The 16,358-nt window shown below is 63.1% G+C and carries 17 protein-coding genes; 10 read left to right on the top strand and 7 right to left on the bottom strand.

The annotated features are described in order from the left end of the window. Nucleotides 1-2: 2 nt before the first annotated feature. A complete protein-coding gene (locus FJ938_RS10965; RefSeq protein ID WP_140611217.1) occupies nt 3-899 on the bottom strand; it encodes a LysR substrate-binding domain-containing protein in 897 nt (298 codons plus the stop codon). Between the two features lie 83 nt (nt 900-982). Here FJ938_RS10965 and FJ938_RS10960 point away from each other — a divergent pair, with 83 nt between their 5' ends. From FJ938_RS10960 to FJ938_RS10940, 5 genes are all read left to right on the top strand, one after another. Beyond that, nucleotides 983-2,572: an amidohydrolase gene (locus FJ938_RS10960; protein ID WP_181169059.1), complete on the top strand. Its 1,590-nt coding sequence runs from the start codon at nt 983-985 to the stop codon at nt 2,570-2,572. Nucleotides 2,573-2,607: 35 nt separating this feature from the next. Next, the gene (locus FJ938_RS10955) at nt 2,608-3,540 is read left to right on the top strand and encodes a dimethylarginine dimethylaminohydrolase family protein (RefSeq protein WP_140693572.1); all 933 of its coding nucleotides are present in this window, start codon (nt 2,608-2,610) and stop codon (nt 3,538-3,540) included. 225 nt (nt 3,541-3,765) lie between these two features. Then, entirely contained in the window at nt 3,766-5,919 is a 2,154-nt protein-coding gene (locus FJ938_RS10950; protein WP_140693570.1) for a penicillin-binding protein 1A, read from the top strand. Nucleotides 5,920-6,030: 111 nt separating this feature from the next. Beyond that, nucleotides 6,031-6,615, top strand: coding sequence for a DUF1214 domain-containing protein (locus FJ938_RS10945; protein ID WP_140611225.1), 585 nt, complete (start codon nt 6,031-6,033; stop codon nt 6,613-6,615). After that, complete coding sequence (locus FJ938_RS10940; protein ID WP_140611227.1) at nt 6,608-7,177, top strand: DUF1254 domain-containing protein; 570 nt, start codon at nt 6,608-6,610, stop codon at nt 7,175-7,177. The genes FJ938_RS10945 and FJ938_RS10940 overlap by 8 nt, the downstream gene beginning before the upstream one ends. Before the next feature lie 49 nt (nt 7,178-7,226). Here FJ938_RS10940 and FJ938_RS10935 read toward each other — a convergent pair whose 3' ends face one another. Then, entirely contained in the window at nt 7,227-7,412 is a 186-nt protein-coding gene (locus tag FJ938_RS10935) for a hypothetical protein (protein WP_140611229.1), read from the bottom strand. A gap of 212 nt (nt 7,413-7,624) precedes the next feature. Here FJ938_RS10935 and FJ938_RS10930 point away from each other — a divergent pair, with 212 nt between their 5' ends. After that, nucleotides 7,625-8,653, top strand: a complete 1,029-nt coding sequence (locus FJ938_RS10930; RefSeq protein WP_140693568.1) for a hypothetical protein — start codon at nt 7,625-7,627, stop codon at nt 8,651-8,653. Here the strand turns inward: FJ938_RS10930 and FJ938_RS10925 are convergent. The 3 genes from FJ938_RS10925 to FJ938_RS10915 all read right to left on the bottom strand — a co-directional run bounded on the left by FJ938_RS10925 (nt 8,631) and on the right by FJ938_RS10915 (nt 11,566). Then, nucleotides 8,631-8,978, bottom strand: coding sequence for a DUF1491 family protein (locus tag FJ938_RS10925; RefSeq protein WP_140693566.1), 348 nt, complete (start codon nt 8,976-8,978; stop codon nt 8,631-8,633). The genes FJ938_RS10930 and FJ938_RS10925 overlap by 23 nt on opposite strands. Before the next feature lie 85 nt (nt 8,979-9,063). Beyond that, a complete protein-coding gene (locus FJ938_RS10920; RefSeq protein ID WP_140693563.1) occupies nt 9,064-9,843 on the bottom strand; it encodes a peptidoglycan-binding protein in 780 nt (259 codons plus the stop codon). Further along, a complete protein-coding gene (locus FJ938_RS10915; RefSeq protein WP_140693673.1) occupies nt 9,818-11,566 on the bottom strand; it encodes a HAMP domain-containing sensor histidine kinase in 1,749 nt (582 codons plus the stop codon). The genes FJ938_RS10920 and FJ938_RS10915 overlap by 26 nt, the downstream gene beginning before the upstream one ends. Before the next feature lie 149 nt (nt 11,567-11,715). Between FJ938_RS10915 and FJ938_RS10910 the strand changes: the two genes are divergently transcribed. The 3 genes from FJ938_RS10910 to FJ938_RS10900 all read left to right on the top strand — a co-directional run bounded on the left by FJ938_RS10910 (nt 11,716) and on the right by FJ938_RS10900 (nt 12,979). Continuing rightward, a complete protein-coding gene (locus tag FJ938_RS10910) occupies nt 11,716-11,979 on the top strand; it encodes a hypothetical protein (RefSeq protein ID WP_140693560.1) in 264 nt (87 codons plus the stop codon). Between the two features lie 120 nt (nt 11,980-12,099). Beyond that, nucleotides 12,100-12,450, top strand: a complete 351-nt coding sequence (locus tag FJ938_RS10905; protein ID WP_140611240.1) for a DUF5330 domain-containing protein — start codon at nt 12,100-12,102, stop codon at nt 12,448-12,450. A 100-nt stretch (nt 12,451-12,550) separates the two neighbouring features. Further along, on the top strand, nt 12,551-12,979 hold the full coding sequence (locus FJ938_RS10900) for a SufE family protein (RefSeq protein WP_140611242.1): 429 nt from the start codon (nt 12,551-12,553) through the stop codon (nt 12,977-12,979). Between the two features lie 84 nt (nt 12,980-13,063). On the opposite strand, the gene FJ938_RS10895 is transcribed toward FJ938_RS10900, so the two are convergent. Next, a complete protein-coding gene (locus FJ938_RS10895; protein WP_010915014.1) occupies nt 13,064-13,489 on the bottom strand; it encodes a MucR family transcriptional regulator in 426 nt (141 codons plus the stop codon). A gap of 347 nt (nt 13,490-13,836) precedes the next feature. Beyond that, the gene (locus tag FJ938_RS29410) at nt 13,837-14,079 is read right to left on the bottom strand and encodes a hypothetical protein (protein WP_181169058.1); all 243 of its coding nucleotides are present in this window, start codon (nt 14,077-14,079) and stop codon (nt 13,837-13,839) included. A 22-nt stretch (nt 14,080-14,101) separates the two neighbouring features. Between FJ938_RS29410 and FJ938_RS10885 the strand changes: the two genes are divergently transcribed. Continuing rightward, a complete protein-coding gene (locus FJ938_RS10885; RefSeq protein WP_140693556.1) occupies nt 14,102-16,225 on the top strand; it encodes a S9 family peptidase in 2,124 nt (707 codons plus the stop codon). Nucleotides 16,226-16,358 lie beyond the last annotated feature (133 nt).

Raw genomic sequence — 16,358 nt, 5'->3', positions numbered from 1 at the left:
CCTCAATATTTCGCCAGTCTGTTTTCCGACAGCTTCGCCCTGAGCCAGTCGCTGAAGGCATTGAGCACCGGATGGCCGGCCTTGGCGTGCTCGAAGACCAGATAGTAGGACCGCGGCGAGGGGACCGACGCCTCGAACGGCTTGACCAGCCGGCCTTCGCTCAGTGCCCGGCGGCCGGTCAGTTCGTCACCCATGGCAATACCCTGGCCGGCAACCGCCGCCGAGAACACGAGGTTCATGTCGGAAAAGAAGATGCCGCCTTCGGTGTCGGGGTTTTCCACCTTGGACAACGCCAACCAGCGCGCCCAGTCCTCGGTGTCGCCGAGATGGAGCAGGTTGGCGCGCAGCACGTCGGCGGGTTTGGAAAAGCCGCCGACCTTGTTGAGCAGCGTCGGGCTGCAGAGCGGCGTGAAGAAGACTTCGCACAGCAGCTCCACCGATCGGTTAGGCCAGTTGCCGACGCCGAAGGCGATGAAGGCATCCGCTTCCGCATTGCTGACGTCGTCGAGCCGCCGCGGCGTCAGCACCGAGAGCGCAACGTCGGGATACATCTGCTGGAACTCGCCGATGTGGGAGCACAGGAACATCGAGGCGAAGCCCGGCGGGCAGGAGATGGCGAAGGAGCCGCCGACGCCCGCGCCGCTGTTTTGCGTGCCCGCGTCGCCGAGCACTGTCAGCGCCTTGCGCACGTCGGCGGCGTAGCGCTGGCCGCGCGGCGTCAACGCCACGCCCTTGCCGATGCGCTGCAGCAGATCGAAGCCGAGGTCGCGTTCCAGCAGCCGAAGCTGATGCGAGACGGCGCTGCGGGTCAAACAGAGTTCGTCGGCGGCGCGCCACATGCTGCCGTGACGGGCGAAGCTGTCTAAGGCGCGTAGCGCCTGCGTCGAAGGTATTCGCAAAGGGACCTCAGGTGAACCGAATTTGCACGAGCCGGGAAAACATATCACTTTTTGATAAGCCGCTTCACTGCTTTCTTGGGCCCATGGAGAAATCCGTGACGACGTCAGCACAAGAAACCGCGCTCGCTTGCATCGACAGCATCCAGCCGCTGCTGTCGGCCTGGACGCGCACGATCTTCGATTTCGGCGAAACCGCCTGGCGCGAATACCAGTCGGCCGCCTGGTATGTGGCGCGGCTGGAGCATGAGGGCTTTTCCGTCGAGGAAGGCTCGGGCGGCATGCCGACCGCGTTCTGCGCCCACTGGACGAACGGCGCCGGACCGACGATCGGCATGTATGCCGAATATGACGCCGTGCCCGGCAACTGCCAGGATGCGATGACGGTCAAGCAGCCCCGGCCCGGCCTTGGCGTCGAGGCCGGCGGGCACACCGACCCGCATTCAGGGCTCGGCATGGCAAGCCTCGGTGGCCTGCTTGCCACCAAGGCCGCCATGCAGCGACACGGCATTCCAGGCACGCTGCGCTTCACCGGCGAGCCGGCCGAGAAAGTGCGAGGGTCGAAGCCGATCCACGCAGCCAGGGGCTACTATGATGGCCTTGCCGGCATGATATCCTTCCATCCCTTCTACATGCTGCCGCTCTGCAACACGGCCCGCTGGGACACGCATTGCGGCGCGGCCTACGCCATGATCTACCGTTTCATCTGCGACGAGCCTCAGAACTGGGCACGCGCCGCGAGCGACGGCGCACCGATTCCGCAGGCGCATTCGGCGGTCCGCGCCCCCGGCGCCAACGACGCGTTGATGACGATGTACATGGCCTCCAAGGCACTGCGCGACTCCATGCTGCCGCACCAGGGCGGCTGGTCGATCAGCGAGGCGATCCTGACCGCGGGCCAGGCCACCGCCGATAATCTGCCGGCGGGGCTGGCCGAGATCCAGTACATGATCCGCGTGCCGACCATCGGCATGGCCGAACAGGTCACCGCCGTGCTCGACCGCAATGCGCAGGCTGCGGCCGCGATCAGCGGCTGCCGCTACGAGCGGCATTGGGTGTCGAAGTCGCGCCCCGGGCTGGCTAATCACGCCATGGCCGAGATCGCCTATGATGCGTTGTCGACGGTCCGTCCGCCACGCTGGGACGAGGCCGCCAGGGCGATCGCGCGCGAGATCCAGGTCAATGCCGGCGGCACCGCGACCGAGAATCCGTTCATCGATGAGCTGGAGCGCTTGGTGGACCCCAGGCAAGCCGAGGCAATCCTGCGCCGCGACCTGCCGCCATCACAGGTCAATTCGACCTCCGACGACTACACGGACATGAGCTGGCATGCGCCGACAGCGCGGTTCTACGTCGCCCGACCGGCCCTGCGTTCGGCAGATGGCCACCCCTATCCGGCCTGGGTGATGAATGCGCTGGGCGGCATTCCGGCGACGATCGACCCCATGGTCACCTGCGCGGCCAAGACGGTGGCTTTGGCGGCGCTCCGCCTGCTCGAGGACAAAGCCGCCCGCGACAAGGCAATGAACGAATTTACCACCCGCACCGGCGGCGGTGTTGGTGGCGCGAACTGGATCGCGCCGCTCTGCGACTACGAACCGCCGACCAATTTCCGCTGGCCGGAGTATGTCACCACGGCGCGCGGCCGCGACTGGTGGATCCCAAGCAATGCATGACCCGATCCACTCTTGAGAACGCACGAGGAGAACCCATGACCGTTCATGACCGCATCGTCGCCGAACCGTTTTCGCTGCAGCGCCGCAATCCGGCCGGCGGCACCAAGCCGCTCACCGTCTGGGGCTTCGCCAACGAAACCGATGTGCTGACCGACGTTCTGCTCGGCTCGCCGAATTTCCTGCGTCATCTGTCGACCAGCTCGCTGTCGCGCAAGCATTTGCGCGAAGCGCCGTGCAACATCCAGATCGCGCAGGCCCAGCACAAGGATCTGGTTGCCGCCTATGAGCATTTCGGCGTCAACGTCCACTGGCACGAGCCGACGCCGGAGCTCCCGATGCAGGTCTATTCCCGCGATTCCAGCGTCATGACGCCCTATGGCGCGATCATCACCGCCATGGCCAATTGGTGGCGGCGCGGCGAGAACTACGCCGCCATCCGCACCTATGAAAAGCTCGGCATCCCGATCTACGACATGGTCACCGCCGGCACCTTCGAGGGCGGCGACTTCAACGTCATCGAGGACGGCGTGGTGCTGATCGGCTGCGGCGGCGCCCGCACGCAAGAAGAAGGCGCGCGCCAGGTGCAGGCCTGGTTCCAGAAGGAAGGCTGGGAGACGCGCATCGCCTTCATCGACGAATATTACGTCCATATCGACCTGATGGTGGTGCCGATCGCCGAAAAGCTCACCGCAGTGTGCCTGGCCTGCACCGAGCCCGGCATTGTCGACTGGCTGAAGGGCAAGGGCCACGAGATCATCGACGTTCCCTTCCAGGACACGATGGCGCTCGGCTGCAACTTCATGTCACTCGGCAAGGACCGCGTGATCGCGCCGACCTCCAGCAAGACGCTGATCGGCCAGCTCAAGGCGCGTGGCTTCGAGGTCGCGGCCGTCGACATGAGCGAAATCTCCAAGACCGGCGGCGGCATCCATTGCATGGCACAGGCGCTGAAGCGCGAAGCGGCCTGACAGCCCGGCAACGGCAGAACCACGCCCGCCCGCCGGATCGAGAATCTGGCGGGCGGGCGCTCCGCTTGGCAGCTGCCCTGCCCTTTCCATCGATAAACCTTGCAGCTGTGTCCTCGCCGCCCTTGTGAGCGTGCGCAAAATGGACGAATAGTCGGGACAGGGCGCCGCCCTGAAATTGCCCGCTTGCGGTTTTCAGGTCGCGTCACAGCCGAGCCGAGTTTTTGAATGGTCCGTCCTGAACCGCGCAAGAGAAGAGGTCCGATCGCCTCCCGCCTTCTGGCGCTGGACGCATGGCTCGATTCCTCGCTCTATGAGATCGGCTTCAAGGCGCGCCAGTTCTGGGAAGCAGCGACGATCTTCTCGCGGCGCTTCCGGCTGAAGGGCTGGCGCCGCGGCATCATCGAACTTTTGAGCGAGGGCTTCACGCTTGGCGCCGGCGGCATGGTGGTGATGCTGGCGCTGGCCATTCCGGCTTTCCAGGATACGGCCGGCGACTGGCGCGCCCAGGGCGACTTCGCCGTCACCTTTCTCGACCGTTACGGCAACGAGATCGGCCAGCGCGGCATCATCCAGCGCGATTCCGTACCGGTCGACGAGATGCCCGATCATGTCATCAAGGCGGTGCTTGCCACCGAGGATCGTCGCTTCTTCGACCATTACGGCATCGACGTGCTCGGCCTGTCGCGCGCGATCTTCGAGAACGTGCGGGCGAACTCTGTCGTCCAGGGCGGTTCCAGCATTACCCAGCAATTGGCCAAGAACCTGTTCCTGAGCAATGAGCGCACGTTCGAGCGCAAGATCAAGGAAGCCTTCCTGTCGCTGTGGCTCGAGGCCAATCTGTCGAAGAAGGAAATCCTGCAGCTCTACCTCGACCGCGCCTATATGGGCGGCGGCACATTCGGCATCGAGGCGGCGGCGGACTTCTATTTCGGCAAGAGCGTCAAGGACCTGAATCTCGCCGAGGCGGCGATGCTGGCCGGCCTGTTCAAGGCGCCGACCAAATACGCGCCGCACATCAACCTGCCGGCAGCGCGCGCCCGCGCCAATGTGGTTCTGTCCAACCTCGTCGATTCCGGCTTCATGACCGAGGGCCAGGTGCTGCAGGCAAGGCTGCATCCGGCCGACGTCGTCGACCGCGGCGAACAGAAGAGCCCCGACTATTTTCTCGACTGGGCCTTCGACGAGGTCAAGAAGATCGCCAAGCCCGGCCAGCACTCGCTGGTGGCGCACACCACCTTCGATGCCAACATCCAGAAGGCGGCGGAAGAGTCGGTCGAGTTCCACCTACGCCAGTTCGGCAAGGAGTATAACGTCACCGAGGGCGCCGTGGTGGTCATCGAGACCAATGGCGCGGTCCGCGCCATAGTGGGTGGCCGCGACTACGGCGCCAGCCAGTTCAACCGGGCCACCAAGGCGCTGCGCCAGACCGGCTCGTCGTTCAAGCCCTATGTCTACGCCACGGCGATGGAGCATGGCTTCACGCCCAACTCCGTCATCTCAGGTGGCCCGATCAGCTGGGGCAACTGGTCGCCGCACAATTACAGCGGCGAGTCGGCGGGCAACATCACGCTGCTGATGGCGATGGCCAAGTCGATCAACACGGTGCCGGTGCGGCTGGCCAAGGACCATCTCGGCATCGCTCCGATCAAGGCGATGGCCGAGGCCATGGGGGTAGAGTCCCCTCTCGAGGGGCACAAGACGATGGTGCTCGGCACCTCGGGCATGACCGTGATGGACCAGGCGACAGGCTACAGCGTGTTCGCCCAGAACGGCTTCGTCGGTTCCCGGCACGGCATCACCCAGCTCGTCACCCGCACCGGCGAAGTGGTGTATGACTGGACCAAGGACGCGCCACCGCCGCACCGGGTGCTCTCGGAGCAGGCGCTGAAATCCATGAATACCATGCTGGCGGCCGTGCCGGTGATGGGCACGGCGCGGCGCGCGCAAATTCCCAACGTCGTCGTCGCCGGCAAGACCGGCACCACGCAATCCTATCGCGACGCCTGGTTTGTCGGCTTCACCGGCAATTACACGGCGGCGGTGTGGCTGGGCAACGACGATTTCACCCCGACCAAGAACATGACCGGCGGCTCGCTGCCGGCGATGGTGTGGCAGCGCCTGATGGTCTACGCGCACCAGAACATCGACCTGAAGCCGATACCCGGCATCGACAAACCATTCGTCGACGAGGAGACCGCGGCCAAGGCGGCAGAAGCGCAGAAGAAGAGCGAGGACCAGGCCGCGGCCGACGACGCCGCCGAGAGGCCGCCAGTGCTGTCCAGCCGGACCACGCAGACGCTGAGGGACATGACGCAGCTGTTCCAGGCGGCACCCAAGCTCGACGCACCCCCCGCGCCCGAAACGCTTTCGGCGCTGTGACATCGACTCGAGCGCCGGCGAGGCGAACTGGCAAATCCATCACGCCCGCTTGCCACGAGGCCCCGCGTCGCGATATCCCCGAACGGCAATCCTTCATGCACCCGGCTCTTCATGCTCAAGAACGCCTTCCTGATGCTGCTTTCGCTTGCCATAGCCATTGGCGGCGGGGGCGCCAGCGTATGGTATGCGCTGAAGGTCCAGGACGGCGTCGGCGCGATCAGGATCGGCCAATGGACCGCCTTCCCCGACATCGGCACCCCGGCCGCCGATCCCTACTCCAAGGCGCGCGTGGCGCGCGAGGGCGTGCTTGCGCTCGGCCGCGCCGAGGGCCTGTCCTTCGTCGCGGAGGATGATGCCGCCGGCAACCAGCTCAAGCGGGAATGCGCCTACAAGATCGAGGGCGGATTTCCGACCGCCCGGTTCTGGACACTCTATGCCGCCGATCAATCGCTCGGCGTCGTCGAGACCGGCAAACCGAGACTTGCCGCGCTTCAGTCCTATGAGGTGCTGCGCAAGCCCGACAATTCGGTGATCATTTCGGTCGGCCATCACCCGATGCCCGGCAACTGGCTTTTGACCAACGGTTCCGGAAGGATGTATTTCGTCCTGACCTTCTACGACACACCGATCGCCAGCAGCACCGGCTTGTCGGACGTTTCGCTGCCCAGGATCGTGAAGGCCGGCTGTGATGCGTAATTTCCGGGCCGCACTACGCCGTCTTTTCCATGCCGTCCTGCTCGGCCTCGTCGGCGCCGGCATCGTGCACATCGTCGTGCTGCTTCTGGTGCCCGAGTTTTCCGAACGCGACGCCTGGTCGCGACTGTCGATGGCCTCGGACCTCTACAGGATGAACCGGCTCGATGCGGAGGCGGGCGGCGCGCCGGTGGTGAAATCGGTCGATCCGCTGTTTTATGCCGCGGCCTGCCGTTTCGACCTCGAGGAAGGCATGGTCCGGATCAAGGCGCCGGGAAACGTGCCCTTCTGGTCGGTGTCGGTCTATGACCGCAATGGCCACAATGTCTATTCCTTCAACGACCATACGGCGACGGGCGGCAAGCTGGATGCCGTCGTGCTGACGCCGGCGCAGATGATCGACGTGCGCAGGGACCTGCCCGAAAATCTGCAGGGTGCGATCTTCGTCGAAGCGCCCATAGACGAAGGCATCTTCGTCATCCGCAGCTTCGTGCCGGACGCCAGCTGGAAGCCGATCGTGTCACGCTTTCTCGATCAGAGTTCCTGCGAGCTGCAGGATTTCTAGGCCATGATCGTGGCCAGCGTGACAGGCGAGGCCGCAGCTTTCGCAAAGCTCAGTGATGCGGCGCCGGCGTCCGTGGCGTCCCCGGCTTGTCGGGCCCGGCTGGCCGCGCTTCCCCGGCATTGGACCGTTCATAACGGATGCCGGGAAAGATGATCACCGCCGCCGGTATTTCGGTGGTTCGCTTGGCTCGATTGGTTGGTGCCGCACGCGGCACGAAACACAGTACCATGCCCATGGTTCGCGCATTCCTCTCGGTTTCCCCGGAGCACAACGCAACGCCTCCAAATATCATTAAGGCCGGCAGAGGGTTAACGGAGCGCTAACGGATCGCCGCTAACTTGATCTTTGTTCCCAGGCCAGAAAGTTCTGACCGAGGCAATCGCTAAACCGACACGGTCCCGGTTGAGCATGATCAAGACTGTGTATCTGTTATCAGGCGTATCCTTCGTGTCATCTTCGGACTTCAGGCAAATCGCGATACGAACGGAATCGGGAAAGGCCGAGAGGCTGTTCCGCGCCGCGGTGTCGGCGTTCTGCTCGCTTACCCGTCCGTCGCGCCGCGAGATCGGCCAGCTCGAGGATTTGACGCTGCCTTTGTTCGACGAGGTGTCGGTCGAATCGCGACGCTATGTGGCAGCCGCCCTCTCCGAATGCGAATATGCGCCGGCCGCGCTGGTGCGTCGCCTGTGCGAGGAGCCGGTCGACATCGCCGCGCCGTTGCTCATCCGCTCGCGTGCCGTCAGCGAAATCGACCTGATCGCGCTGATCGGCCGGCATGGGCTGCCGCATGCCCGGGCCATCGCGCGTCGCAGGGACCTGAACCCGACCATCGCCGATCTGATCAGGGCGCTCGAAAGGCCGACATTGGTGCGGGTGCGGGATCCGGAGGAGCAAATCGCCATGCCACCAACCGTCGCAACCGTAAATGCGGAAGCGGCCGAACACCACGCGAAACAGTCCCCCGGCACCGCAGCCGAGAATGCGCGGCGCAGGCTGCGCTCCATGATGCGCACCGGCGACGAAGCATTGGCGGCGAAGGTCGATGCGTTTCCCGGCTCGGATACCTATGTCAAGCTGCGCGAAACCGCGCTGACGGGAAACGCCGCGTTCTTCCAGACGGCGCTCGCCGATGCCCTCGATATGGATTTCTCGACCGCGCGATCGCTGACCGCCAACCAGAACTATGCCCCGCTGCTTGAGGCGCTGCGCTCGCTCGATCTGAGCGAAGACCGGGCATTTCTGATCACGGTCGCCGTCTATCCCAGCCTGTTCCCGCATCCGCAGGCCATCCGCACCTATCTCGACCGCTACCGTCTGCTGCATCGTGACGTGGCTCTGGACAGGGTGCGAGCATGGAAAGCCGAAGCGGTGTCCAAGATAGTGCGCGAAGGCGCGCCGGCAAACAGCGACCGCCGCAAGGCCTCGAACAGCGACGAAGCCGAGGCGCCCGGCCTCAGGGCGTCTTCACGGAAATAAGCTCCTCGACAGGAACAGTCCCCGCCTCGATCTCGACCACCCAGATGTCGGGATCGAATTTCTTTTCCCTTTCAAGACGGGCATCGAGCACGGCTGGGTCATTACCCGCGGCAAGAAGGCTGAAGAAGCGGTCGTCCGGCTTGGCCGAATCGTAACTTGTCTGCGGCGCCGGCCCGTAAAGGGCCATTTCACCCAGCCGGCCCCGCGCCAGCACGAAAACAGCGCCGGCCTCGGTCGCGCCGCGATTGACCACGGCCGCAAATCCGCCGGCGCCGAAAACCCGGCGCAACAGGGCCGAGACCCACAGATCCGATGTGACGCGCATGAAAACTCCGCAAAGCGTGGCGGAGCTATCTATCGATATTTCCCTCGCTGGGCGAGCGGTCGTTTCGGGCCTTGTCGGTCGGAGCTCAATTGGTGAGGCCGATCTCGCGCATCTTGACGTAGACGATCTCGTCGGGCTCGCCGGTCTGCGGCAGGCCGAACAGCGACTGGAACTCCTTGATCGCCGCCTTGGTGCGGGCGCCGACCTTGCCGTCGAGTTGCATGTCGTCATTGCCGAAGGCTTTCAGACCCGCCTGGATCTTGACGATGCGGGGATCAGGCCCCTGCAATGCGGCGTTGATCTGTTCGCCGCCCGTCTGCAAGGATACCGGAACGGCGGCCGGTGGCATGTCGGGACGCGGCTGCGGTTTGGGCACGGAAGCGGTCTTCGGCGTTGCGCCCAGTTGATCCAGCAGCAACGCGTCGATCTCGCCGGAAGCGTTGAGACCGACCTTCTGCTGATAGGCCTGTATGGCCTTGCGCGTGTTGGGGCCGGAAATCCCGTCGACCGTGCCGGGATAGAAGTCGAGGTCCTTCAATATGCCTTGCACCTGCTCGACCACCGGATCGCCCTTCATCGGTGCGGGCGCCGAATTTGGCCGAACGATATTGATCGTGGTCTCCGGCTCGTCGGCGGTATGCGGAAAACCCTGGAAGTTGCGGGTGGCGAAGAATGCCCCGGCATGCGGGAAAGGCTGATACCACAGCGCGTTCGCCGAGACATAAAACAGCGTCACCAGGAATGCCGTCGATCCGCCCACCAGGACAGGATTGCGCGAAATCATCCCGCCAATGGCAATGGCGCCGTCCTGAAATGCGTTGCTGCGGCGTTTGACCGCTTTAGCCTGTTTTGCGGAGCGAGCCATTTCCGTCCCCTTTCGCCCTCGTCACCGGCATTGTCAGCACCCCTGCCTGGTTCACCGGGCGCCCCTTCGGCCCATTGACCGGCAGGCTGATGGTCACCGTGGTGCCCTCGCCCGGCATGCTTTCGATCGACATCGTGCCTTCGTGCAGCGCCACCAGCCCCTTCACCAGCGACAGGCCAAGGCCGGTCCCCTCGAACCGGCGCGTATAGTCGTTCTGGATCTGCATGAAGGGCTTGCCGAGATTGGCGAAATCCTCCTCCGCAATGCCGATGCCGGTGTCCCTGACCCAGAAATGCAGACGCGAGCCGATCCGCTTGGCGCCGACGACGACATCGCCGCTATCGGGCGTGAACTTGATCGCATTGGAGACGAGGTTGATAAGGATCTGCTGCACGGCGCGGCGATCGGCATTGATGTCGCCCGCGTCGGGTGCGATCTGCGTCTGCAGGTGGATGTTCTTGGCTTGCGCCTGCAGCCGCATCATGGACTGGCACATTTCGACGGCCTCCATGAACCGGAAGGGCTCCGGCTCCGTCGCGTAGGCCCCCGATTCGATCCTCGATACGTCGAGAATGGAGGTCACGACGGCCAGCAGATGCTGGCCCGAATCCCGCACAAGTCCGACATATTCCTTCTGGCGCGGATCCTTGAAGGCGCCGAACATCTCATGCAGCAGCATGTCGGAGAAGCCGATGATGGCATTCAGCGGCGTGCGCAGTTCGTGGCTGACCACCGCCAGGAACCGCCCCTTGGCCACCTCGGCGGCGGCCGCCGCCTCATTGGCTTTCGCGAGGTCTTCGCGCAGCCGGGCGGTCTCGTCGTTCTCGCGCAGGACAAGCGTGAAGACGTCGCTCTGTTCCTCGCCGCGCACCAGCTCGAGCAAGAACGGCCGATAGTTGTCGGCCGTCAGGCGGTTGTCATTTTGGCCGTTGCCGTTCTGGGGCAGCCTGACGCGCAGTTCGACGCGGCGCGACAGGGCGCCATCACGCATGTCGGCCAGGGCGCTGAGATAGGAGACCCGATCCGACAGATGGACGCGGTCGAAGAAGCCGGTTCCCGAAAGCAGTTCAGGCGGCAGTTTCAAAAGGGTGCGCGCCTTGGCGGACGCATCCAGGACCTCGCCGTGGCGGGCGACGCGCAGGACCATCGCATCGATAATGTCTTCCAGCCGATCGCCGCTATCCACCGCATCGGCCGCACCGACGCTATCAGGAAAAGCCGACATGCGCGGGACAAGCGTCAGCGCCCAGGCCAGCGGGACCAGCCAATGCCAGGCGGCGATCTGCGCGCCCGCGAATGGCAAGAAGGCCGCGGCCAGAGGCTGAAGGGCAATGGCTGCGATGGCCGCCACAGCCCCAAAAAGTGCCGCACGCCGCGTGGCGCCGATCCACCAGGCCTCGAATGGCAGCGCCACGGCAAGCATGGCGACAGGTGAGCTCAAACCGCCGGCGGCGGCGATGAGACCGCCAAGTGCAACAGACGCCATCACCAGCGCGATCCGTGCTGCCGCGACCATCCTTCCGGTCGCCGCCACCAGCAAGGCGACGAACCAGCACAGACCGAAGGCCGCGAAGATGGCGGCGATGGTCACGGCGGCGCCCATGCCTGATGTAACCAGCGTGACCGCGGCACCGGCGGCGAAGAACGGCGCGGCCAGCATGACGCCAATGAACCGGCGCTGGCGCTCGCGGTCGCTTTGTTCGAGAAGGGAGGGATGGACCATACGTTCGCAACCGGCGGCAATCGCGCCGGGCAATTCAGCGTATCTGGCCTTGATCGGCATCAACTCAACGCACTCGCACTCGTCGTGAACAGCTCTGCTTTTGCAGATTATCTTGGTTGGCTCTGAAACTCGCATCCAGCGTTTAAGGAATGGATAAGGCAGGGGCGACCAAAGCCTGGCCCGCGGCAAATATCGGGATGGCGACGGTCGAAAACCCGGGCAAATGCCGCCATAGTAAATGGAGAGTTATCCGGGAACGCCTGGCGGCAGCGGACCATCGGCGGGAAGAGAACCGCCTGAATTCAACAAAACCACAATGGAAACAATCCGATAAATGGTTATCAGAGGGTAACGAAAATCGACCCGATGTGAAACAAATCCACGGCAAAACGCTTCGTTTCGAATTTGCCTAAAATTTGAGGAAAATTTTCGTCTAACCTGCAAGCCGTCCTTTGTGGCCGTATGCCAAGATCCTGCCCATAAAAGAGGTCATGCCATGTGACGCATGATCCGGTCACGACAAGAGGCAAGGCATGTTCTTTCTGATAAGAATGGCTTTCTGGTTTTCATTGGTGCTGCTGGCGCTGCCGCTGAGCGTCGGTTCCGACGAGCCGGGGCAGGAAAGCGTCGGGCCGATCCAGGCCTTGTTTGCGGCACGTGACGCGGTGGGCGACATCGCCGGCATCTGCGAGCGCAAGCCCGATGTCTGCGAAACCGGCAAGTCGGCCATGCACACCATCACGGCACGCGCCAAGGAGACCGCCAAGATCGCCGCCGCCATGCTGGACGACAAGCCCGCCGGTCCCGATACCTCGACGACGACCGGCAGCGTGGCGGACGAAATCGTCCTGCCGGAGACCGTCAACCTGCCAGTAAGGAATTAAGCCGCCTCGACGGCGCATCGCGGACCGTCTGCCCTCTCGACGCCCGCGGTGTCCCTGTTTTTTCCGTGACGCGACGCCGCCGCGTGACTATATCCGGGTGATGACGACCACGATCCAGACGATCCGAGACGACTTTTCCTTCCTTGACGAGTGGGAGGACCGCTATCGTTACGTGATCGAGCTCGGCGAAGCGCTGCCTCCATTTCCCGACGAGGAGCGCAATGCCGCCAACAAGGTGCCAGGTTGCGTCAGTCAGGTCTGGCTGACCACCGAGCGGGGACCGGGCAGTGATCCAGTCATCACCTTCACGGGCGATTCGGACGCCCATATCGTGCGCGGGCTGGTCGCGATCATGCTGGCGCTGTTTTCCGGAAGGTCCGCCAGCGAAATCCAGAAAACCGATGCGGAAGCGACGCTGAAGGCGCTTGGGCTGGACGAGCACCTGTCGCCCCAGCGCGCCAATGGTCTTCGCTCTATGGTCAAGCGCATCAAGCGCGATGCCGAGATGGCACTCGAACGGACAGCCTGACAAGCTTGATCCTGTACCATGCGGCCGTCCCGCAAAGTCAACGGCGCCCGAAGGCGCCGTTGATGTCAGTCTGCGAGGAGCGGGTTACCGCGCCTTGCGCTTGCGGCCAAGGCCCATCTTCTTGGCGAGCTGCGAGCGGGCCGCCGCGTAATTCGGGGCAACCATCGGGTAGCTCGGGTCAAGGTTCCACTTTTCGCGGTACTGGTCCGGCGTCAGATCATAATGGGTCATCAGGTGACGCTTCAGCGACTTGAACTTCTTACCGTCTTCAAGACAGACGATGTAGTCGTCGTGAACCGAGCGCTTCGGGTTTACGGCCGGCTTCTGCTTGTCGGCAGGAGGCTGTTCGGCGGTTCCACCCACACGCCCGAGAGCGGCATGCACATCCGATATAAGGTTCGGCAGTTCGCCGACCGGCACGGGATTGTTGCTGACATAGGCGGCCACCACATCGGCGGTCAGCTCGATCAGCGCATCATTGTTTCTGGAAGGTGTTTCGACAATATCCATGGTCTTCAGGCCCCAACAAGAGTTACGTCGGTCTACGCCCTTTTTTACAGGTAGGGCATCGCGCGAATTTTGTGCAGGTAGAGCTTCTGCGATTCGTGTCGCGAGCATATCAATGCGACCATGGACCAAGTAAGTCAATTCGCTCTTTGCATTATATTCAGGGATGTTGATCAACTATTCCCGGATCAGCTTCAATCTTTCGTGCATCGCGTAATTTTTCGATATTTCGCCCGCCAGATCGGCAAGGGCTGACGTGGCGTCAGTGCACCGTTACATTCGCGATAACTCACAGATCGGGCATTCAATGCTCCGGTTTGCTTGGCCATCGCGCCGACAAACTTGGTTGTTCATATCTTTTCACGAAACCGCAGGTTGCCATCGATTTTTCTTGCGGAAGCAAACTTACGATGTCTGTCCGCCGCCTGCCTCAGGGCCAACCGATGCCGGTCGATCAACACGGGGCACTTGCCATAGGGCCGGACGGTGACGAAGTTGCCTTTCCTGACCGGATCGTGCCAGACCTCACGCCAGCGATAACGAACCGCCTGCTGCCCAATGCTGGTTGGTTGGCGATATCGAACAGGTTTCAAAAGACTTCCAGAGCGAGACGCAATGACCAAGCTCCCCCGATTTCCGATCGTCACCCCGCCAACACCCGAGAAAAGGCCGGTTTTCGACACGCATCACGGCATCACGCGAACCGATGAATATGCCTGGCTGAGGGCCGACAACTGGCAGGAGATGTTCAGGGATCCTTCCTTGCTCGATGGCGCGATCCGCGCCGAACTCGAAGCCGAGAACGCCTACCAGTCGAAGCTGATGGCAGACACGGTCGACCTGCAAAAGCAGCTTTTCAAGGAGATGAAAGGGCGCATCAAGGAAGACGATTCCTCCGTGCCGATGAAGGACGGACCTTATGCCTATGGTTCTTCCTTCAAGCTCGGCGGCGAGCAGCCGCGCTATTTCCGCATGCCGCGCGACGGCGGCGCAGAACAGATCCTGCTTGACGGTGACGCAGAAGCCGAGGGCAAGGCCTATTTCCGGCTTGGCGGCGTCGACCATTCGGCCGATCACCGCAAGCTCTTGTGGGCGTTCGACGACAAGGGCTCTGAATTCTACACACTGCGCGTGCGCGATCTTGCCGATGGCAAGGACCTGGCGGACCAGATTGCCGCCACCGGCGGTTCGGGTGTGTGGGACGCGGGCAATGACGGTTTCTTCTACACGCGTCTCGACTCCAACCACCGGCCGTCGAAGGTGCTGTTCCATGCATTGGGGCAGGCCCCTGAAAACGACCGCCTGATCTATGAGGAAAGCGATCCCGGCTTCTTTATGAATGTCGACGGCACCCGTAACAACCAATGGATCATGATCGGTATCAACGATCACGAGACCTCGGAATATCGCCTGTTGAGCGCCAGCGATCCGTTTGCCGAACCCAAGCTGGTTTCGGCGCGCGAGACCGGTCTTCAGTACGAGTTGGAAGAAGGCGGCGACATCTTCTTCATCCTGACCAATGCCGATGGCGCGAAGGACTTCAAGATCATGACGGCGCCGGCAAGCGATCCGGTCCGCGCCAACTGGCTGGAGCTGGTGCCGCATGAGCCAGGCCGGCTGATCCTGTCGGTGATCGGCTTTACGGATCATATGGTCCGGCTCGAGCGCAAGGAGGGCCTGCCGCGCATCGTCGTGCGCGATCGCGCGAGCGGCGAGGAGCACCTGATTTCCTTCGACGAGGAGGCGTTTTCGCTCGGTCTTTCGGGTTCCTATGAATACGACACCGAAATCATGCGCTTTTCCTATTCGTCGATGACGACGCCGTCGCAGGTGTTCGACTACAACATGCGCACCCGCGAGCGTGTGCTGCTCAAGACGCAGGACGTGCCGTCCGGGCACGACCCGGACCATTACGTCACCAGACGACTGATGGCACCCGCCGCCGACGGCGAACTGGTGCCGATCTCGCTTCTGCATCACCGCGACACACCGCTGGATGGATCGGCACCTTGCCTGCTCTATGGTTACGGCTCCTACGGCGTCACCGTGCCGGCAGCCTTCAACACCAACTGGTTCTCGCTGGTCGACCGCGGCCTGGTCTTTGCCATTGCCCATGTCCGCGGCGGCAAGGACAAGGGTTACAGCTGGTACGATGACGGCAAGCGGGCGCACAAGATGAACACCTTCACCGATTTCATCGCCTGTGCGCGCCACCTCGTTGCCGAGCGCTATACGGCGCACGACCGCATCGTCGCGCAAGGCGGCTCGGCCGGCGGCATGCTGATGGGCGCCATCGCCAACATGGCGCCGGATTGCTTTGGCGGCATCGTCGCCGAAGTTCCCTTCGTCGACGTTCTCACCACCATGCTGGACGCGACGCTACCGCTGACGCCGCCGGAATGGCCGGAATGGGGCAATCCGATCGCGTCAGCCGACGACTACCGGACGATCGCCGCCTACTCGCCTTACGACAATGTCGCCGCGCTCGACTATCCGCCGATCCTGGCGCTCGCCGGCCTCACCGATCCCCGCGTTACCTATTGGGAGCCGGCCAAATGGGTGGCGCGGCTGCGCGACCGCAAGAGCGGCGACAATCCGGTGCTGTTCAAGATCAATATGGATTCCGGCCATGCCGGTGCGTCGGGCCGCTTTTCCCGCCTGGAGGAGATCGCCTATACCTATTCCTTCACGCTGAAGGTGACCGGGAAGGCGCAGCTTGCCGAGCAAACGCTTCGATGACCGATCCGTCCGCATTGACAGCTTACATCGTCCTTTTGCTCGGCTTTGTCCTTATTCCGAGTCCAGCCACGCTGCTGACGATCGCACGCGCAACGATGGCGATCATGGCTTTTTGAATTCCGCATTGCTCATT

It is taken from the genome of Mesorhizobium sp. B2-4-14, assembly GCF_006442155.1.
Taxonomy (GTDB): Bacteria; Pseudomonadota; Alphaproteobacteria; order Rhizobiales; family Rhizobiaceae; genus Mesorhizobium.
The sequence above is the reverse complement of the archived record's forward strand: the minus strand, read 5'-3'. Positions and strand labels throughout refer to the sequence as shown.